The organism is Pseudomonas putida, from assembly GCF_028682395.1.
GTDB lineage: Bacteria > Pseudomonadota > Gammaproteobacteria > Pseudomonadales > Pseudomonadaceae > Aquipseudomonas > Aquipseudomonas putida_AB.
On the sequence record NZ_JANHLC010000002.1, the window covers coordinates 53,122 to 69,866 of the forward strand.

11 protein-coding genes and 1 tRNA gene are annotated in these 16,745 nt (G+C 52.6%); 7 read left to right on the forward strand and 5 right to left on the reverse strand.

The window, feature by feature from the left end; all coding sequences use genetic code 11:
* Nucleotides 1-7: 7 nt before the first annotated feature.
* Complete coding sequence (locus NPS46_RS05625) at nucleotides 8-319, reverse strand: hypothetical protein (RefSeq protein WP_274105449.1); 312 nt, start codon at nucleotides 317-319, stop codon at nucleotides 8-10.
* 608 nt (nucleotides 320-927) lie between these two features.
* On the opposite strand from NPS46_RS05625, the gene NPS46_RS05630 reads away from it, so the two are divergent.
* Nucleotides 928-1,014: transfer RNA gene (locus NPS46_RS05630), tRNA-Leu, on the forward strand.
* 289 nt (nucleotides 1,015-1,303) lie between these two features.
* Here the strand turns inward: NPS46_RS05630 and NPS46_RS05635 are convergent.
* Nucleotides 1,304-1,465, reverse strand: coding sequence for a LysR family transcriptional regulator (locus tag NPS46_RS05635; protein ID WP_337994234.1), 162 nt, complete (start codon nucleotides 1,463-1,465; stop codon nucleotides 1,304-1,306).
* Nucleotides 1,466-1,544: 79 nt separating this feature from the next.
* Between NPS46_RS05635 and NPS46_RS05640 the strand changes: the two genes are divergently transcribed.
* Entirely contained in the window at nucleotides 1,545-2,759 is a 1,215-nt protein-coding gene (locus NPS46_RS05640; protein ID WP_274105451.1) for a benzoate/H(+) symporter BenE family transporter, read from the forward strand.
* A 574-nt stretch (nucleotides 2,760-3,333) separates the two neighbouring features.
* Here the strand turns inward: NPS46_RS05640 and NPS46_RS05645 are convergent.
* The 3 genes from NPS46_RS05645 to NPS46_RS05655 form a co-directional block, all read right to left on the reverse strand.
* Complete coding sequence (locus NPS46_RS05645) at nucleotides 3,334-3,924, reverse strand: serine acetyltransferase (protein ID WP_274105452.1); 591 nt, start codon at nucleotides 3,922-3,924, stop codon at nucleotides 3,334-3,336.
* 517 nt (nucleotides 3,925-4,441) lie between these two features.
* Nucleotides 4,442-6,124, reverse strand: a complete 1,683-nt coding sequence (locus tag NPS46_RS05650) for a sensor domain-containing diguanylate cyclase (protein WP_274105453.1) — start codon at nucleotides 6,122-6,124, stop codon at nucleotides 4,442-4,444.
* A gap of 597 nt (nucleotides 6,125-6,721) precedes the next feature.
* Nucleotides 6,722-8,068 carry an HD domain-containing phosphohydrolase gene (locus NPS46_RS05655; RefSeq protein WP_274105454.1) on the reverse strand — a complete coding sequence of 449 codons (1,347 nt, stop codon included), beginning with the start codon at nucleotides 8,066-8,068 and terminating at the stop codon, nucleotides 6,722-6,724.
* Nucleotides 8,069-8,270: 202 nt separating this feature from the next.
* On the opposite strand from NPS46_RS05655, the gene NPS46_RS05660 reads away from it, so the two are divergent.
* Genes NPS46_RS05660 through NPS46_RS05680 form a run of 5 tightly spaced genes read left to right on the forward strand, consistent with a single transcriptional unit; the run spans nucleotide 8,271 to nucleotide 16,598 of the window.
* Nucleotides 8,271-10,538: a diguanylate cyclase domain-containing protein gene (locus NPS46_RS05660; protein WP_274106015.1), complete on the forward strand. Its 2,268-nt coding sequence runs from the start codon at nucleotides 8,271-8,273 to the stop codon at nucleotides 10,536-10,538.
* Nucleotides 10,539-12,407 carry a GGDEF and EAL domain-containing protein gene (locus tag NPS46_RS05665; RefSeq protein ID WP_274105455.1) on the forward strand — a complete coding sequence of 623 codons (1,869 nt, stop codon included), beginning with the start codon at nucleotides 10,539-10,541 and terminating at the stop codon, nucleotides 12,405-12,407.
* 26 nt (nucleotides 12,408-12,433) lie between these two features.
* Complete coding sequence (locus NPS46_RS05670; RefSeq protein ID WP_274105456.1) at nucleotides 12,434-13,387, forward strand: cytochrome-c peroxidase; 954 nt, start codon at nucleotides 12,434-12,436, stop codon at nucleotides 13,385-13,387.
* Nucleotides 13,384-15,195 carry a DAHL domain-containing protein gene (locus NPS46_RS05675; RefSeq protein WP_274105457.1) on the forward strand — a complete coding sequence of 604 codons (1,812 nt, stop codon included), beginning with the start codon at nucleotides 13,384-13,386 and terminating at the stop codon, nucleotides 15,193-15,195. The genes NPS46_RS05670 and NPS46_RS05675 overlap by 4 nt, the downstream gene beginning before the upstream one ends.
* Entirely contained in the window at nucleotides 15,192-16,598 is a 1,407-nt protein-coding gene (locus NPS46_RS05680) for an ATP-binding protein (RefSeq protein WP_274105458.1), read from the forward strand. Before NPS46_RS05675 ends, NPS46_RS05680 begins: the two co-directional genes overlap by 4 nt.
* The last annotated feature ends 147 nt before the right edge of the window (nucleotides 16,599-16,745 follow it).

Here is a 16,745-nt window from a genome sequence, read left to right on the forward strand (position 1 = left end):
ACATCAATCAACACGCCCGGTATGCGCCACGGCGCGGCAATACCAATGTCGTGAACTGCAGCGACAGCAGCGACCGGGCCCGCTCCTGCCCCCACAACAGCGCCTGGCTGATGGTTTCGCCACAACGGCTTTCGTAATACTCCTCGAAAATCAGCTCCCCGCCCTGGGCATAGGCCCCCACAAACAACTGAGTAACCCCCATCCGGGACAAGCGCGCCTGCACGTCGATCAGGGTTCGATCGGCGAGCCACTCGATATGGCAGCGGCTATGCAAGGTGCAATCAGCCCAGTCCCAGTACTTGAATCCACGTTTGCGCATACCTGTCTCCGCGCTCGATAACCTCGATAACGAGGCGCCCAGTAGCGCATGGAGGCAATATGATATCTAGCGTCAAATAGCATTAACCCCATGGGTGTAATGCGCTGGGGTTATTACATTCGTCCATGCCTTGGCGCCGCTATTGCCATGGCTATAGGCTGTTTTTTGCGGAGTATTGGCTTAAATGGGAGAGATTGTCGCGAGTGCGCCAATCACCAGGGTGAGCGCCAGAAAGCCGCCCAGAAACAACGCCATCTTCAACATTTCGCCTCCTATCCTCTCTCTGTCATCACAGCGCTATTCTAGGTAGCTGGATACTTCGTTACAGAGGCAGGTGGCGCAGCAAAGTACAGATCAGATGCGCGCAACGCCCGAGCCACGTGCTACTTGAGTGAGACTGCACGCGTGGAAAATTACGTAGATCACTGATCTATCTGGCTTTTCCCAAAAGAACAGCAGTAAAGAATTGTGGTGATATCAGCCTCGGCAAACTTGCCTAGACGAAGACACCTGTATATATTCGTGCCCCTGCGAAATTTTCGACCGAAGCCGCATCGCGTCGCTAACGGATTGATTTAAAAGCAGCAAACCTGCTTCACCGCGCTACCGCCCGAATGGCGAAACTGGTAGACGCATGGGACTTAAAATCCCCCGCTCGTAAGGGCGTCCCGGTTCGATTCCGGGTTCGGGCACCATAGATATCAAGGGCTTGCATGATTAATCTCATGCAGGCCCTTATCTTTTCTGCTCCGAAATTTTTGCCTGCTCTGCCACTCCACCGCCCTCGCTTGGCGCCTCGCGATCGAACCGAGCGCAGCACCACCAAGCCCGCGCAATGCTGAGAACCCCACAGGGGGTCAGAAGCGATAAGTCGCAGACAGACTCGCCACTTCTCCCTTCGAATCGACTTTGCCCTTGTTGCGGAGTGGCGTTTCGTCAAATGCCACACCGCCGCGCAGGGTCAACTGCTCAGTCAGCCGAGAGTCAGAAGACTGCCCATCCAGAGTGGCACAGACGCTGTCGCGTAGTGCGTTGCAGCAACCGGGCGCCAAGGCGGCTTTCCAACTGCCTGACCAACGTGGTCGCGCAGCCGCGGGAAATGCCCAACTGCTCGGCAGCCTTGCTCAGGTCTGGCCTATTTATCAATTCAAAGAAGGCTAATAGAGTGCGCTCATAATAAATACCCGGCGGCTATACGGCCACTGGGTGCAAAGAGAAGCGCACTATGATCTCCAAAGATTTTTCCGTCTCGGCCGTGACTGCCGGCTTTCTTGCCGTGCTGATTTCCTACGCCGGCCCCATGATCATCTTTTTCCAGGCCGCCCAGAGCGCCAATGCCTCGACCGAGATGATCACGTCCTGGATCTGGGCGGTTTCAGTCGGCGCCGCGGTGAGCGGGATACTCTTGAGCTGGTGGTTCAAAGTACCGGTGATTACGGCCTGGTCCGCGCCTGGCACGGCACTGCTGGTCAGCCAATTTCCCGAGCTGCCCCTTGGCCAGGCCGTAGGGGCCTATATCACCGCCGCTGTGGCAATCTTCCTGATCGGCATCACCGGCTGCTTCGACAAACTCATGCGCCTTATTCCCAAGGGGCTAGCCTGCGCCATGATGGCCGGGATCCTGTTCCAGTTTGGCGTGGGCGCGTTCAAGTCCGTGGAACTGATGCCGTTGCTGGCGTTGTGCATGTTCGTGGCCTACATCATTTTCAAGCGACTGTTCCCACGCTACTGCCTGATTTTCCTGCTGATCGTTGGCGTGATTCTGGCTGTTCTGCTGGAGGGCAGTGATCTGCAAGGCATAGAGTGGACGCTGGCCAAACCGGTGTTCATTCAGCCGGAATGGACCTGGGCCTCGACCCTGAGCCTTGCCATCCCGCTGGTGATGGTCAGCCTGACGGGGCAATTCCTGCCTGGCATGGCCATTTTGCGGACCTCGGGCTACGGCATTGCGGCCAAACCCTTGCTCAGCACCATCGGCCTAGTCTCGGTGGTGGTTGCCTGGTTTGGCGGCATCACCATTGTGATTGCCGCGATTACCGCCGCGCTGTGCACCGGCAAGGATGCCCACGAAAACCCGGACAAACGTTACATCGCCGGCATCGCCAATGGCTTCTTCTATCTATGTGGGGCGTGCTTTGCCGGCACCATCATCACGCTCTTTACCGCCATGCCGAAAACCTTTGTCGCCGTGCTGGCCGGGTTGGCGCTGATCGGTGCCATCACCAGCAATCTCATGGGGGCCGTCAATGAGGCCGGGCACCGCGAAGCCTCGATGATCACCTTTCTTGCCACCGCCTCCGGCATGAGCTACTTCGGCTTGGGCTCGGCATTCTGGGGGTTGGTCATTGGCAGCCTGACCTACCTGGTGCTGCACAAGTCAGGCTGGAGCCGGCCAGGCAACACGGTGCCCCAACCGGTCGCCAAAAACACTGACATCTGAAAACCAAAGGCTTGCCGGAAAACCCCGCGCAAGCCTTTTACTGCCTGTGTTTCTTGCTGCCCGGCACAGTGCATTGCGCCACTGACTGGCGAGCGACTGCACGTCCATCGGTAAACGCCGCTTTTCTGGGCAATTGGTTGCTGAGCCTTCTACATTGAACCCGCCAATGTTCAAACCTTGGAGGACAAGATGCCCAGTACCCCGTTGGATGACAAACGCCCTACCCCGGATCCCGCCGAAGACAATGCTCACCGGCGTCAGCCCGCTGGCCGCCAATGCGCTGGGCAAACTGGCTGCCACGACCCTGCTGCACGCCGTCGCGCCCTCAAGCGCTGGACAAACCGATAGCGTTTCTCTTCATCCCCAAAAAAACTCGCCGCAGCGAGTTTTTTTGGGGGGGGCTTGCAGAACAACAATCATCTTCAACATAACAACGTTGATGCCATTGACCGGAGAAATTCATGTTGTTGGGCAGTCTTGGCTCTTAGGTGCCAGGCGTTAGTTGAGCTCAACAGCCGTGTGAGTGCATGACCTCGCAGAGACATGCACTCACAGGAGACGGGGGGCGTAGCGCCTATTGGTGTTCCAGGCCGGTTCTTGCTTTCGCATGAGAAATCACACGAAACGTCTTCTCGGTGATGTAAGTATGATCGTCGGGGATATCCTTATTAACAAAGCTCATTGCACCGATCACGACATTATTGCCAATTCGTATTCCGGTACCAATGATGCAACTGTTGGCCCCGATATCCACGTTATCGCCAATGATAATGGGGGCATTACCCTTGTAGTCGACACCGATGGTGGTGTTCTGGTGGATCGAAAAATTCTTGCCAATACGCACATTCTTAGTCACCACAATGCCCAGGCCATGCCCTACCTTTAGGCCCTCATCGATTTGCGCACCCAGCATGATTTCGGTGCCATGGCGGGTGATGAGCCCATCATTAATGCCTTTGGCCATTGATTTAAGCATTCGATTACGCTTGCGGGCCAAATGGTCTGCCAGACGGAACCAGAACAGGTAATGACTGGAGCGGCTACGGCGCACTCGCCTCCAGAGGCGCACCCAGGAGAACGGCTTGTCCGGGCCACCGAGGATTTCAACATGCCAATAATATTTTAGACTTTTGTTCTGTGGCACTTCCGGCGTTCCGGTATTCATGAATGACTCTAGGCGTTGGGCTTATTGGAGTATGGCTGCGCGAAAATCGCGCTCTTGAAACCGCCAGCCCCCGCGACGTGAGCGGGCTGGGCGTGAGGCGGGGCTTCCCTAGAAGCAAGTGCTGGCGATGGTCAATACCAGCGCCCTCTTCTGCCCTCCAGCGGCAGACCGCCCCCTTAACGGTAAAACACTTCACTTTCCTGCAGGCAAGCCCCTGTGGATGATTGATCTACGGGACTTTTAGAGTGCAGTGGAGGCCAAGGTCGGAATCGAACCGGCGTAGGTGGATTTGCAATCCACGCCAAACAGAAAAGTAGATAAATAAATTATAACAAAATCCGTTCTGCAGGTTACTGGTTGCACGGTTATATCTGACACGGGATGCCGTTGATACTGCTCACTTGGCTAAAAAGCGGGATGAGGATCGGCAATCTCCACTGATGATTGCCAATACACTCTTGCCGACAGCCCGTTTTCGTTCAGGAGCAAAGGCTCAGATATCTCAACGAATCAGGCGTTATCCGCCGGCAATGCAAACGCGGTTGCGCCCACAGTGCTTGGCCTCATAGAGCGCAGCGTCGGCGCGCTGGAACCAGAGCTGCGCATCGGTCTCGTGGGCATGGGCAGCGAGCCCCAGGCTGAGCGTGTGCGCAATGATCTGGCCTTCGAACTCGGTCGGCGTCGCCTCGAAGGCTTCACGCAGGCGATTGGTGACGCGTTCAGCGCCTTCCCGATCAATACGCTCAAGGACCAGGACAAACTCCTCTCCCCCGAAACGGCCGACAATGTCAGCCTGGCGCGAGTTGGCGCGTAAAATTTTGGCAAAGCTACGCAACACAGCATCGCCGGCAGCATGGCCATAGGTGTCGTTGACCGTCTTGAAGAAGTCGATATCAATAATCCCGAGCCAGCGTGTATCCGGTGCGGCAGGCTGTTTCGTCAGCTCATCCAGACGACGCTCGACGCATTTGCGGTTGTTCAGCCCGGTAAGGCCATCAGTATTGGCCGAATGCTCAGCCGCGAGACGTTCTTGCTGCTGGGTACGTATCCACAAGGCGAGCGAGATGGCGAAACAGAGGACTTCGATCAGCGCGGCACTCTGAGTCAGCGTCATCGGTGCGATCATATTGATGTGCGCGAGCCCGCCCTTGATACCGTACCAGGCCCAACTGACGCCGAGCGCACTGAGACCGAAGGTCGCCCAGCCAATCAGCAGCCAGATTGCATGCGGTGTGCCGCGCCTCCAACTGACAAAAGCAAAGTACGCATTGATAATCGCCGTGGCGTTGAAGAAGCGGTACATCAGGAAAAGCGTATCGAGAGGCAATGCACGCAACGCACACAAGAGCGCAACCACCGCATTCGCCAGCGCAAACCCCAGGGCCACGCGGTCGAGCATTGGCGCAACGGCGCTCAGGCGCAGGGCCTTACGGGTAAACAGGAAGGAAAAACACAGCGCGCCGCTGACCAGCAGGCCGAGACCTTCGTTCGTCCAGAAACTGGTATCCGGTGCAAGGTGCTGCGCGAGCAGGCCGCGCAAGTTGAACCACGCAAAGCCAGTACACGTAACGAAGGCGGCATAGGTGATAAAGGTCGGCTGACGCAGCACGATACCGAACAGCAGCCAGATGGCCCCCAGCGTGATGTATACGCCCAAGTGTGTTGTGTAGATGGCGGTATAGCCCTGCAGGGTCGCCATAAGCGCAGCTGGCTGGTACAGGCGCAAGGTCAATCGCATATCGTCGCCAGACACTGAACGCAACCGCACGTAAACCTGCTGTGTTTCGCCAGGGGCGATGCTGTGCATGATCGCAGGCAGGGGCGAAGGTAGAGCGCGTCTGGAAAATGGCACGCGGTCGCCGACTTCCTGCTGCCATGGGGTCGGGGTTGTCACGAAAACCGTCATGGAATCAACCCATGGCGTGTCATCAACCAGCACCCAAGGCTGTGTATCCGCACCTGGATTGCGCAGCGTTAGCCGCAGCCAGAAACTGTCGCGGGTGATGCCCTGATAAAGATCAGCTTGCGTCAGTGGCTTCCACGCGGAGGGGTCGAGTTGCTGCAGCGACTCGTAATGGTGTGGATCGCGCTGAAATTCGGCATGTCCCACCAGCGACAGGCCATCGAGATTGGCATCAACGACAATAGGCTCCAGTGCATAGGCATGTGAATGCGCCAGAAGCGCCAGAACAACCAGCAAAAACCGAAACACCGTCAGGCCTCCATGCGCTCTCATACATTCCCTGCTATTGCTCTTCGTGCGAGGAGGTTTAAGTAACAATATTTCTATCAACAAACCTCGCTATTCTAGAGCCTCCGCGCATAAATGAGGAGTCGCATCGCCAGCAGCCAAGCGCTGCTGTTGGCCCCCCCACGAATTAGTCAATTTTAGAACGCCAAAAAATAGACACTAGAAACCCTCACCTTTGCGCAGTCGCGCAACACCTCACTTTACTAGAGACAAGAAAAAACCTTGTAGATCATTCATCTACGGCTCTGTGAGAGTAGAGGCCAAGCTCGGAATCGAACCGGGATAGATGGATTTTCAATCCCACTTCATAAAATTATGAAAACCGATAGATTCGCTGGAAAATCGTTACACAGACTGCTGATTTTCATATTATCAAGAGCCCGTATTTCAAGAGACCACTGGCGAGTCGCGGAACGCTGGAGATCGGACATGGCGCTTAGCCAATACCTTAACTTTCATTCACTATTTGCCTGGCACAACTTGCACCAAGCTTCCAATTTGCATGGCGAATGAGGACGCCCGGTTAAGGCAAAGTGGATTGGATACCTAGCCCTTATCCTCCTCTTGCTCTGAAGCTTTGATAAAAACAGTATACTTCCCACCCTCCATCGCTTCAAAAGCAATCAATTTCTCCACTAGTGCCGTGCTCAATACCTTGCCAGCATTGAGCAATAACATGCCGTTGTCTGCATTTAAGTTGCGCACGAGCGTCATACCGGCAACAAGCTCTCGCGTACTTAAAGCCCTGACTGTCGGATCGACCAAGGTAACGTCGCTAAGGTAGGTAGCGCAGACAACCACAAAATCTTCAACCAAATCAGGATCATAAAGCCTGCCAGCGTACTTACGAATGAACAGCAGCGCCTCATCACTATTCATTTGGCGCTCTAGTATCAATCCACACTGTAATTCAACGAAGTCCACAGCCAACTTCAGCCATCGAGCACCTAAAGGGATCCCGTTGCCCTTGAGGTGGTCGGGAAAACCGGTGCCATCCCAACGCTCCTGATGATGCAGGATAATTCGCGCAGCATCCTTCATTGGCTCTAGGGCCATCAACAACGATTCGCTTTGTTTTGGGTAGGCCCGATAAAGATCACGCTCAGTGTGGTGTAGCAGATCTGCTGGCGCCGTCATCATGCTGTCCGTCCAGCTCATCTTACCGATGTTGTACAGCGCCGCCGCCATGGTCATGTCTCGACTTTCGGTTTCACTTAGACCATGAGTAACGCAATAGGCTCTAATTAGTTCGATAATCGCACGATTGGTTTGTTTGGCCTTAGGTAAGCGCAAGTTTGCCAAAAGAGAGAAGACTTCGGTCCCCGTAACATAGCTACGCTTAAGCTCCTCATAAGCCAAATCGAGCATATCCGCGGTCTGCTGCAACTCTGCAGTACGTGCCGCAACATGTTTCTCTAACGTTGCGTTAAGGTGTCGAAGTTGTTCGTTCTGCTCCCGTGCCAGAGCTTCCAAACGCTTGCGCTCATGCTCTGAATGATGATGAGCCAAGGCCTGGCGCAAGGTCGCCAACATGTCCTCGTCGTTCCATGGCTTGCTGATATAGCGATGAATTTGCCCCTCATTGATAGCCTTGGCAATCATCGTCATATCAGCATAACCGGTGAGCAAAATACGCAGTGTTGACGGATAGCGTCGATGGATATGCGCCAGTAACGTCGCACCATCCATATTGGGCATACGAGCATCACTCACGACCACGTCTATTGGGCGCTGCTCAAGGAGCTCTAGAGCCTTGGCACCACTATCGGCGACCAGGATGTCGTAAGGCTGGCTCCGCAACAGTCGACGCAAGCTGTTGGTGATCGATTCTTCATCATCGACCAAAAGTACTGTTTGCCTACCCTGAACCAAGCCTGCGGTCTGTTCCTGCATTGGCGCGCCCTCCCTTGGCATTCATCGAACCTGCCATTTCAGCAAGCTGGATGACACATGTCATTCCTGTAGCAGTTATACACCTGTCGAGTAGCAGATACAGGAAGGCGTGACTATGCTCAAGCACTGAATGGACGCGGCAACCGCCGAGCGGCATAGGAAGCTCAATGAGCCTATATTTAAGTTTGGCCGGATCGCAGCGATGACAGCGTCAACGGGGTGGCCCAATCGGCGACTCCTTATCGTTGATGACACCGCCGCGATTCATGAAGATTTCCGCAAAGTGCTCGCCGCGCCAAGCCCTTCCGAGAACACTATCGGCCATCTCGAAGCCGCTCTATTCGGCGCGCCGCATAGCTGTTCGCCCACGAGTTTTGATCTGGACTATGCGTTCCAGGGCCTAGAAGCCCTGGATAAGGTGCAGGAAGCGCTGGACAAGAAATCCCCCTACGCCATGTGCTTCATTGATATGCGTATGCCTCCCGGACTGAACGGTTTAGAAACCATCGAGCGAATCTGGCAAATCGATCCCAAACTGCAAATCGCACTTTGTACTGCCTACTCTGACTATTCTTGGGAGGATATAGCCGAACGCCTCGAGCTGGGCGACCGCTTGCTGATCTTAAAAAAGCCATTTGATGCCATTGAAATTCGGCAGATGGCCAGCGCCCTGTGCGCAAAGTGGCAGATGACCGAAGACGCAATGCTGAAAATGGAGCAGCTGGAACAGGCTGTGGTGCAGCGTACTCGTGAGTTATCAGATGCCAACATTATCGTCCAGAACAGCCCCACAATCCTTTATCGTTTGAAAGGCGAACCTTCATTCACCCTGATGTACATCTCCCACAACATCACCAAATTTGGCCATACGTCAGAACAACTGGTGGCATCGGCCAACTGGTCTCAGCAACTGATACATCCTGATGACATAGCCAAGGTTGAAGGTGCCATGCTTCGGGCTCTGGATCGTGATTTAGCCGGTGCGTGCATCGAATTCCGAATGAGAACTGGAGATGGCACCTATCGCTGGGTGGAGAACCGCTACTTACCGGTACGCAACGAGATGGGGCAACTGGTTGAGGTCGAGGGCATTATCCTCGATATCACCGAACGCAAACTGGCCGAAGATAATCTCGCCTTGATGGCTCGCACAGACGGACTGACAGGGTTGGCCAATCGAGCCACGCTCATTGAGCGTCTGCATCAAGCTTTTGCCGCCGCCAGACGAGGGGCGACACCATTCGCGTTGTTCTACCTGGATCTGGACCACTTCAAGCGTATCAACGACACCCTTGGCCATCCCGTTGGCGACTTGCTCCTGCAGGAGGTTGCGCGGCGTATCAAGTCCTGTACACGAGAAAACGATGTGATCGCGCGCCTGGGAGGCGACGAGTTCGCAATATTACAACTGGAGGTCGAAGAGGCCACTCACTGCGCGACCTTGGCAGGCAAAATCCGCGACGCTCTTGCATTGCCCTATTCCCTTGACGGTAACGAGGGCCGCATATCAGTGAGCATCGGCATTAGCCTGTACACGCCAGTGACCACCAGCGCAGACAGCCTGCTCGCACAAGCGGACATGGCCCTCTATCGCTCCAAGGACAAGGGGCGCAACCAGTTCCACTTCCATACAGAGGAAATCAATCAGGAGGTAATGGAGCGCATAGCCCTTGCCAGCGACCTGAAGCTCGCACTAGAACGCGAGGAGCTGCATCTGTATTACCAACCCGAGATAGATCTCAGCACTGGCACAACTCTCGGGATGTCCGCGCATGTGTACTGGCTCCACCCCCTGCGAGGTAGGCTCGAGGCTGAAGACTTCATGCCCATCGCCGAGAAGAGCGGCATCGTCATAGCTCTAGGACATTGGGTACTGGATAACGCCTGCCGGCAAATGCGTATCTGGCACGACCAAAATACGGCTCCACCACTCATCGCTATACAGCTCTCGCTGGTCCAGTTGAAAACCGGCTCAGAACTCATTTTCGATGTATTGCGAACCACCGCCCATTGGAACCTATGTCCTTGGGAGCTGAGATTTGACGTGACCGAGAGCACGCTGGCTCAAACTACATGGGCCCACAACGATATCCTCCCACGGCTCTGCGAATTGGGAGTAAATGTCGCGATTGAAGATTTCGGTACAGAATACTCTTCGTTTGACTACCTCAAGACTTACCGGGTAAGCCATCTGAAGCTAGCCAAACGCTTTCTCGAGAGCGCTAGAAGCGATGCAACCAATGCACTGACACTACGAGCCATTCTCAACTTTGCCAGTGACGTGGGCATCGGGGTTACCGCAAAAGGTATTGAAACCGAGGATGAACGTTTCACCCTGATATCCACCGGCACACCAATGACCCTCCCTTCAGGCAGAACCATTGAACCGTGTCAGGGTGAGGATGAGCTCAACTCCGCAATCCGCCAATGCCAGCAAATGGACAGCGAACGCAACGTCGGAGAACCCTAAATGAATCCTTTGGCCGCACAACCCAATCGTCGAATCTTGATCATTGACGACACGCCTGCAATCCATCAGGACTTTCGCAAGATTCTCTGCCCCGAAGATCAAGACTTCCTCGATAGCACGGAAGCCCTGTTGTTCGGAACCTACTCCTCTCCACAGCAGCACTTCCAACTCGACTCAGCCTATCAAGGTGAAGAAGGCCTGGAGCGGGTTAAACAGGCCCAAGCAGAAGGCAAGCCATATGCGCTGGCCTTTATTGATATGCGTATGCCGCCGGGCTGGGACGGGCTCTTAACAATTGAACATCTCTGGAAAACGGACCCGCACCTACAGATTGCCTTATGCACGGCGTTCTCCGATTACTCGTGGGAGAGCATGGCAGCGCGTATCGAGTTCGGTGATCAACTACTGATCCTAAAAAAGCCATTTGACAGCCTTGAGATAAGGCAGATGGCCAGCGCACTAACCTGGAAATGGCAACTTGCTCAGGACGCCGCGAATAAGATGCGCGATCTGGAGGAAACCATTGAAGCCCGCGTCAAAGAACTGCTGAGTGTGTCACGGTTATTGCATTACGATGCCCTTACCGGGCTCCCCAACAGTACGTTATTGGGCGATCGTTTGAACCAATATCTCTCGCAGTCTCGTCGCCATGATCGACAAGTGGCGGTGCTGTTCATCGGTTTAGACCGTTTCAAACGCATCAACAATGCACTGGGGCATCCCGTAGGAGATGAAGTACTCAAACATGTAGCACGCAGCCTATTGACTATAGTGCGCGAATCCGACTCGGTATTTCGTTACGGTTCAGATGAGTTTGTGATTATTCTCAGCGACATCCTGCACCCGCAGCAAACTACTAAAGTGGCCGAGAAACTGCTTGCCGTTATCAGCACTCCACATGCTGCGGTAGGTCACGATTTGACTGTCACTGCCAGTCTGGGCATCAGTATTTACCCAAATGATGGCTTCGATGCAATAACACTGATTAAGAAAGCCGAAACGGCCATGCGTAACACCAAGGACAGAGGCCCTAACGACTTTAGTTTTTTTATTGAGGATATGAACCTCCGGGCCCGGCAACAGCAGACATTGGAAACAGACCTGCGTTCAGCCCTGCACAACAATGAATTCCTCCTGCACTATCAACCCAAATTGGATCTGACTCTAGGCACTGTCGTGGGTGCCGAAGCACTCATCCGCTGGAACAGGCCTGATTATGGCTGGATACCGCCTTCAGACTTTATCCCCGCCGCTGAAGACTGCGGCGTAATAGTTGCGCTCAGTCAATGGGTTCTGCGTACTGCATGCCTGCAAGCGAGAGACTGGCAGAGAAAAGGCCTGCCCCCTATCTGTATGTCGGTAAACGTATCGGCCATCGACTTTCGTCAACGCGATTACGTCGAGCGACTCACTTCTACATTGGCAGAAACTGGACTTGAGCCATCTCTACTGGAGTTGGAAATCACTGAAAGCGTGCTGATGCAAGACGTAACCAATACGATCAATACACTTCAAGCAATCAAGAAACTTGGAGTGAGGCTAGCGATCGATGACTTTGGAACCGGTTACTCCAGCTTGAGTTACCTGCAGAAATTTCCAGTCGACGTCTTGAAAATTGACCAATCTTTTATCCGCGACTTAAGCACTGATAGCAATGACGCAAAACTGGTCAGCAGCATAATTGACTTAGGGAAAAATCTAAGTCTGAGCATCATTGCCGAAGGTGTAGAAACAGCAGAACAACTGAATTTTCTCAAGCGTCACCACTGTGAAGAGGCGCAAGGGTTCTACTTTAGTAAAGCTCTAGAGCCCGAGGCATTTGCCGATTTCTTAGCCGAATCCATGCCAAAAAAACGCCTCCACTCCTGATAGCTCGCCTGGCAAGGAAACCGCCCATGTTGCCGCTCGCATTACTTGTAGCTGCTGGCCTGCTGCTCACCAACGGATCAGAGGCCGCACCACTGGAGGGGCCACTCCAGCCTCTGCCCAAGCCTCCAGTGATAGATGACAGGCGAGTAGAGCTAGGACGTCTACTGTTCAATGACCCGCGAATGTCAGCCAACGGCAGCATTTCTTGCGCAAGCTGCCATAAATTGGACCACGCAGGTGCTGATGATAAATCGCTGTCCTTGGGAGTCGATGGTAAACCTGTAGAGGTCAATACCCCGAGCGTGTTCAATGCCAGCCTAAACTTCCGCCAATTCTGGGACGGTCGGGCAGAAACATTGGAAGATCAAGCCCATACAGTGGTGCAAAGCCCAACAGAGATGGGCGGCAACTGGAGTACTGTCGTGCAACGTATTGCCGCAGACCCTAGCTACCGTAAAGCATTCACCGACGCTTATCCGGACGCAGTAACTCAAAAAAATATTCAGGGTGCCTTAGCGGACTACGAACGCACCTTACTCAGCACAAAGTCGCGTTTTGACCAGTATTTAGCAGGAGACACGGACATTCTTACCACTGAGGAGAAGTATGGCTATGAACGCTTCCAGAACTATGGCTGCATAGCCTGCCACCAAGGCGTGAATATTGGCGGCAATATGTTCCAGAAATTCGGTGTACTCGGGGATTACTTTGCTGCACGTGGCAACCCGACCAAGGCCGACCTAGGCCGATTCAACGTCACGGGAGAAGAGGAAGACCGAAATGTATTCAAAGTGCCCAGCCTACGTAACGTCGCCGTTACTGCCCCCTACTTCCATGATGGATCGGAGCAAACACTCGAAGGTGCCGTGGCAGTGATGTTCAAGTACCAGTTGGGCCGCATCCCATCCGAGGAGGATACGAGTCTCATTGTTAAGTTCCTAAAGACCCTGACAGGGGAATGGGAAGGTAAACCGTTATGAAGGTATCTCGTCGGAACAGCGTCGTATTGCTGGCAGGCGCGGCCCTAACCTTGGCATCCATACTGATGTTCCTCTACATTAACTCCAGATCCGACCTGAGCGAATCGTATACCGACTCTAGGGATTTGATCAGACAAATCATGCAAAAAAACTCACAATGGGAGAATGAGATTCTCAAAGCGCGGATAGCGATTACCCATAACTATGATCCATTGGTCTCACCTCTGAGCGAAATGACACAGCTATGGCAAAAATTTGAATCAATGGAAGCGCAACACAAACGAAGCCAATCTACTGGCTGGCGTACAACCTTAGATGCTTATCTAGATACGATGAAGGAAAAAACCCGACTGGTAGAGCTTTTTAAATCTCACAACGCTGTGCTGCGCAACTCTTTAGCATTCCTGCCCACGCTAGAAGATGATATCCAAGCTCAGTTATCAGGAATAACCGCTGCAGAAAAAACGCACACGCAACAGGTAGCCACCGACACTTACGACTTATTACTTAACACCTTGGAATTCTCCCAAACCGCCTCCGCCGACCATGCTGCTAGCATTTTGCTAGGGCTTAACAAACTTCAAGTTAACAAAGAGCGACTGGGAGCACAATTCCATGATCCTATCGACCTTCTTAGCAATCATATTTCGTTAATTTTACGAGAGCAACCCAAGGTTAATAGCTTGCTTGAAGAAATTGAAAGCGTACAGGTGTCTGAACGCCTGGATGATATTACCAACATGCTGAATCGCGATCAAAAAAATGCCGAGACTATCGATCAGCAATATCATTTTTACATGCTGCTTTTTTCAGCAGCACTGGTTATTTTACTGATAATTTTAGCGATTCGCTTGATACGAAGTTTTGCTGAGATCAGCAAAATCAACCGAGCGCTTGTAGCCGCCAACGACGAACTCGAACGTCGTGTCGAAGAACGAACTCGCCAACTCAAAGATACTCAGAGCGAACTGCTCGATACAGCACGACAGGCGGGCATGGCTGAAATCGCGACCAACGTATTACACAACGTCGGCAACGTACTCAACAGCATCAATATATCGGCTGACTTGGTGTGCAGGAAATTACGCAATAGCAAAGCGCAGGGATTGGGCAAAGCGATGCAGATGCTCAATGAGCACACTCAGGATCTCGGCAGCTTCATAACAGAAGATGAAAAAGGGAAATTAATCCCAGGCTACTTGAACCAATTAGTCGACGCTATTGCTCATGAACAACTAAGCATGGCAGAAGAACTGTCCCAGTTAAACAAAAGCGTGGACCACATCAAAGACATAGTATCCACTCAGCAGTCTTACGCCGGTGCGGGAAGCCTGCTTGAATCGCTCTCGATCAATGATCTTCTTGAAGACGCTTTGCGCATGAACTCGGGAGCCCTCACCCGCCACAACGTAAATGTTATAAGAGAATATGCTGACACGCCACTGATCATGGGTGACAAACATCGGCTTTTACTGATACTGATCAACCTGATAAGCAATGCAAAATATGCGATGTCCAATGTATCAAATCGCGAGCGTAATATGACCCTAGGGGTTTGCATCGTTGATGGTGAAACCTTGCAAATAAGCGTACGTGACGAAGGTGAGGGCATTACCGCACAGAATATGAGTCGGATATTTGTTCATGGCTTTACCACACGTAAAGAAGGCCACGGCTTCGGCCTGCACAGTTGCGCTCTCGCGGCCATCGAAATGAACGGCCGATTGAACGCTTACAGTGATGGCCCGGAAAGAGGCGCAGTCTTTGTTTTGCAAATCCCTCTCAAAGTTGCCGAGACTCCATCATGAGTACTCCCATAAACCGTCGCATTCTATTAATCGACGACACCCCTGCCATTCACGATGACTTTCGTAAAATTCTTACACCTGAGACAGTGGATGATACAGATCTTGACGCCATAGAAAATGTCTTGTTCGGAATAGCCCCAAAGACAGCCTCAACAGTATTTGAGCTTGACTCAGCCTATGGGGGGCAAGAGGGCCTGAACAAACTATTGAATGCCGAGAAAAACAAACGCCCTTATGCCTTGGCATTCGTCGACATGCGCATGCCAGATGGTTGGGATGGTGCGCAAACCATTGAACAGCTGTGGAAGTGCGACCCATTGCTGCAGATAGTCGTGTGCACCGCGTACTCAGACTATTCATGGGAAGAATTACTAGATCGCTTGAAAGGACATGACCGCCTGCTCATATTGAAAAAGCCTTTCGACAACATTGAAATGCTACAAATGGCCAACACCCTAACCAATAAATGGGAAATGACTAGCAGGGCCCAACTAAAGATGGGGCAACTGGAGGACCTGGTAGAACAGCGCACTCAAGACCTGCAGAAGGCTAGCACGGCATTGCAAGAAGAGATCGATGAGCGAAAGTCACTGCAAGTGCAACTTATTCAATCCGAGAAACTGGCATCCCTAGGGCAACTGGCTGCGGGGGTGGCACACGAGATAAACAACCCCGTCGGATTTATAAGCTCAAATTTTAGCTCTCTAGACAACTACTTCAAACAATTTCAACAGATCTTAAATGCCTACATCGAAGCGGAATGCAGCATCAACTCACCTCAGACACGCCAATCTCTCGAGCAACTTAGAACCGATCTAGACTTAGACTTTATACTCACAGATGGACCTTTACTCATTAAAGAATCAAAGGAAGGGCTTGAGCGGGTAAGCCGAATAGTTAAAGACCTAAAAGATTTTTCTCGCGTAGACTCGACCCAGGAATGGCAATGGGCAAACTTACAGCAAGGCATTGACTCGACGCTAAATATTGTCGCAGCAGAGGTTAAGTACAAGGCTGATGTAATAAAAAATTACACGACACTACCGGAGGTAGAGTGCCTACCTTCGCAGATCAACCAAGTTATTATGAACCTCATCGTAAATGCGGCACAATCCTTTGGCGCAGAGCGTGGAACCATAACCTTGAGCAACGGAGTAGATGGACAGCGTGTATGGATCGACGTTAGCGATACCGGCTCGGGTATCGCACCGGAGAACCTAAAGAGAATCTTTGATCCTTTTTACACGACCAAACCTGTAGGCCAAGGTACCGGGCTGGGATTATCACTGTCATATGGAATAATCAAGAAACACCATGGCGATATTGAGGTCTTTAGCGAAATAGGCAAAGGAACGACATTCAGGGTCATACTGCCGATAAAACAAACCACTGAATCGCCCTAGCCTCGTAGACACCTTTGAATGTCTGCTTTTGGCTGTGGATTCAACCGGTCAGCCTGCTTCAGCCAGCCAGATCTTAGGCTGCGCAACCCTCATATTCGCGCAGTCGCGGAACACATCCCAAATCGCAGACAAGAAAAACCCCCGCAG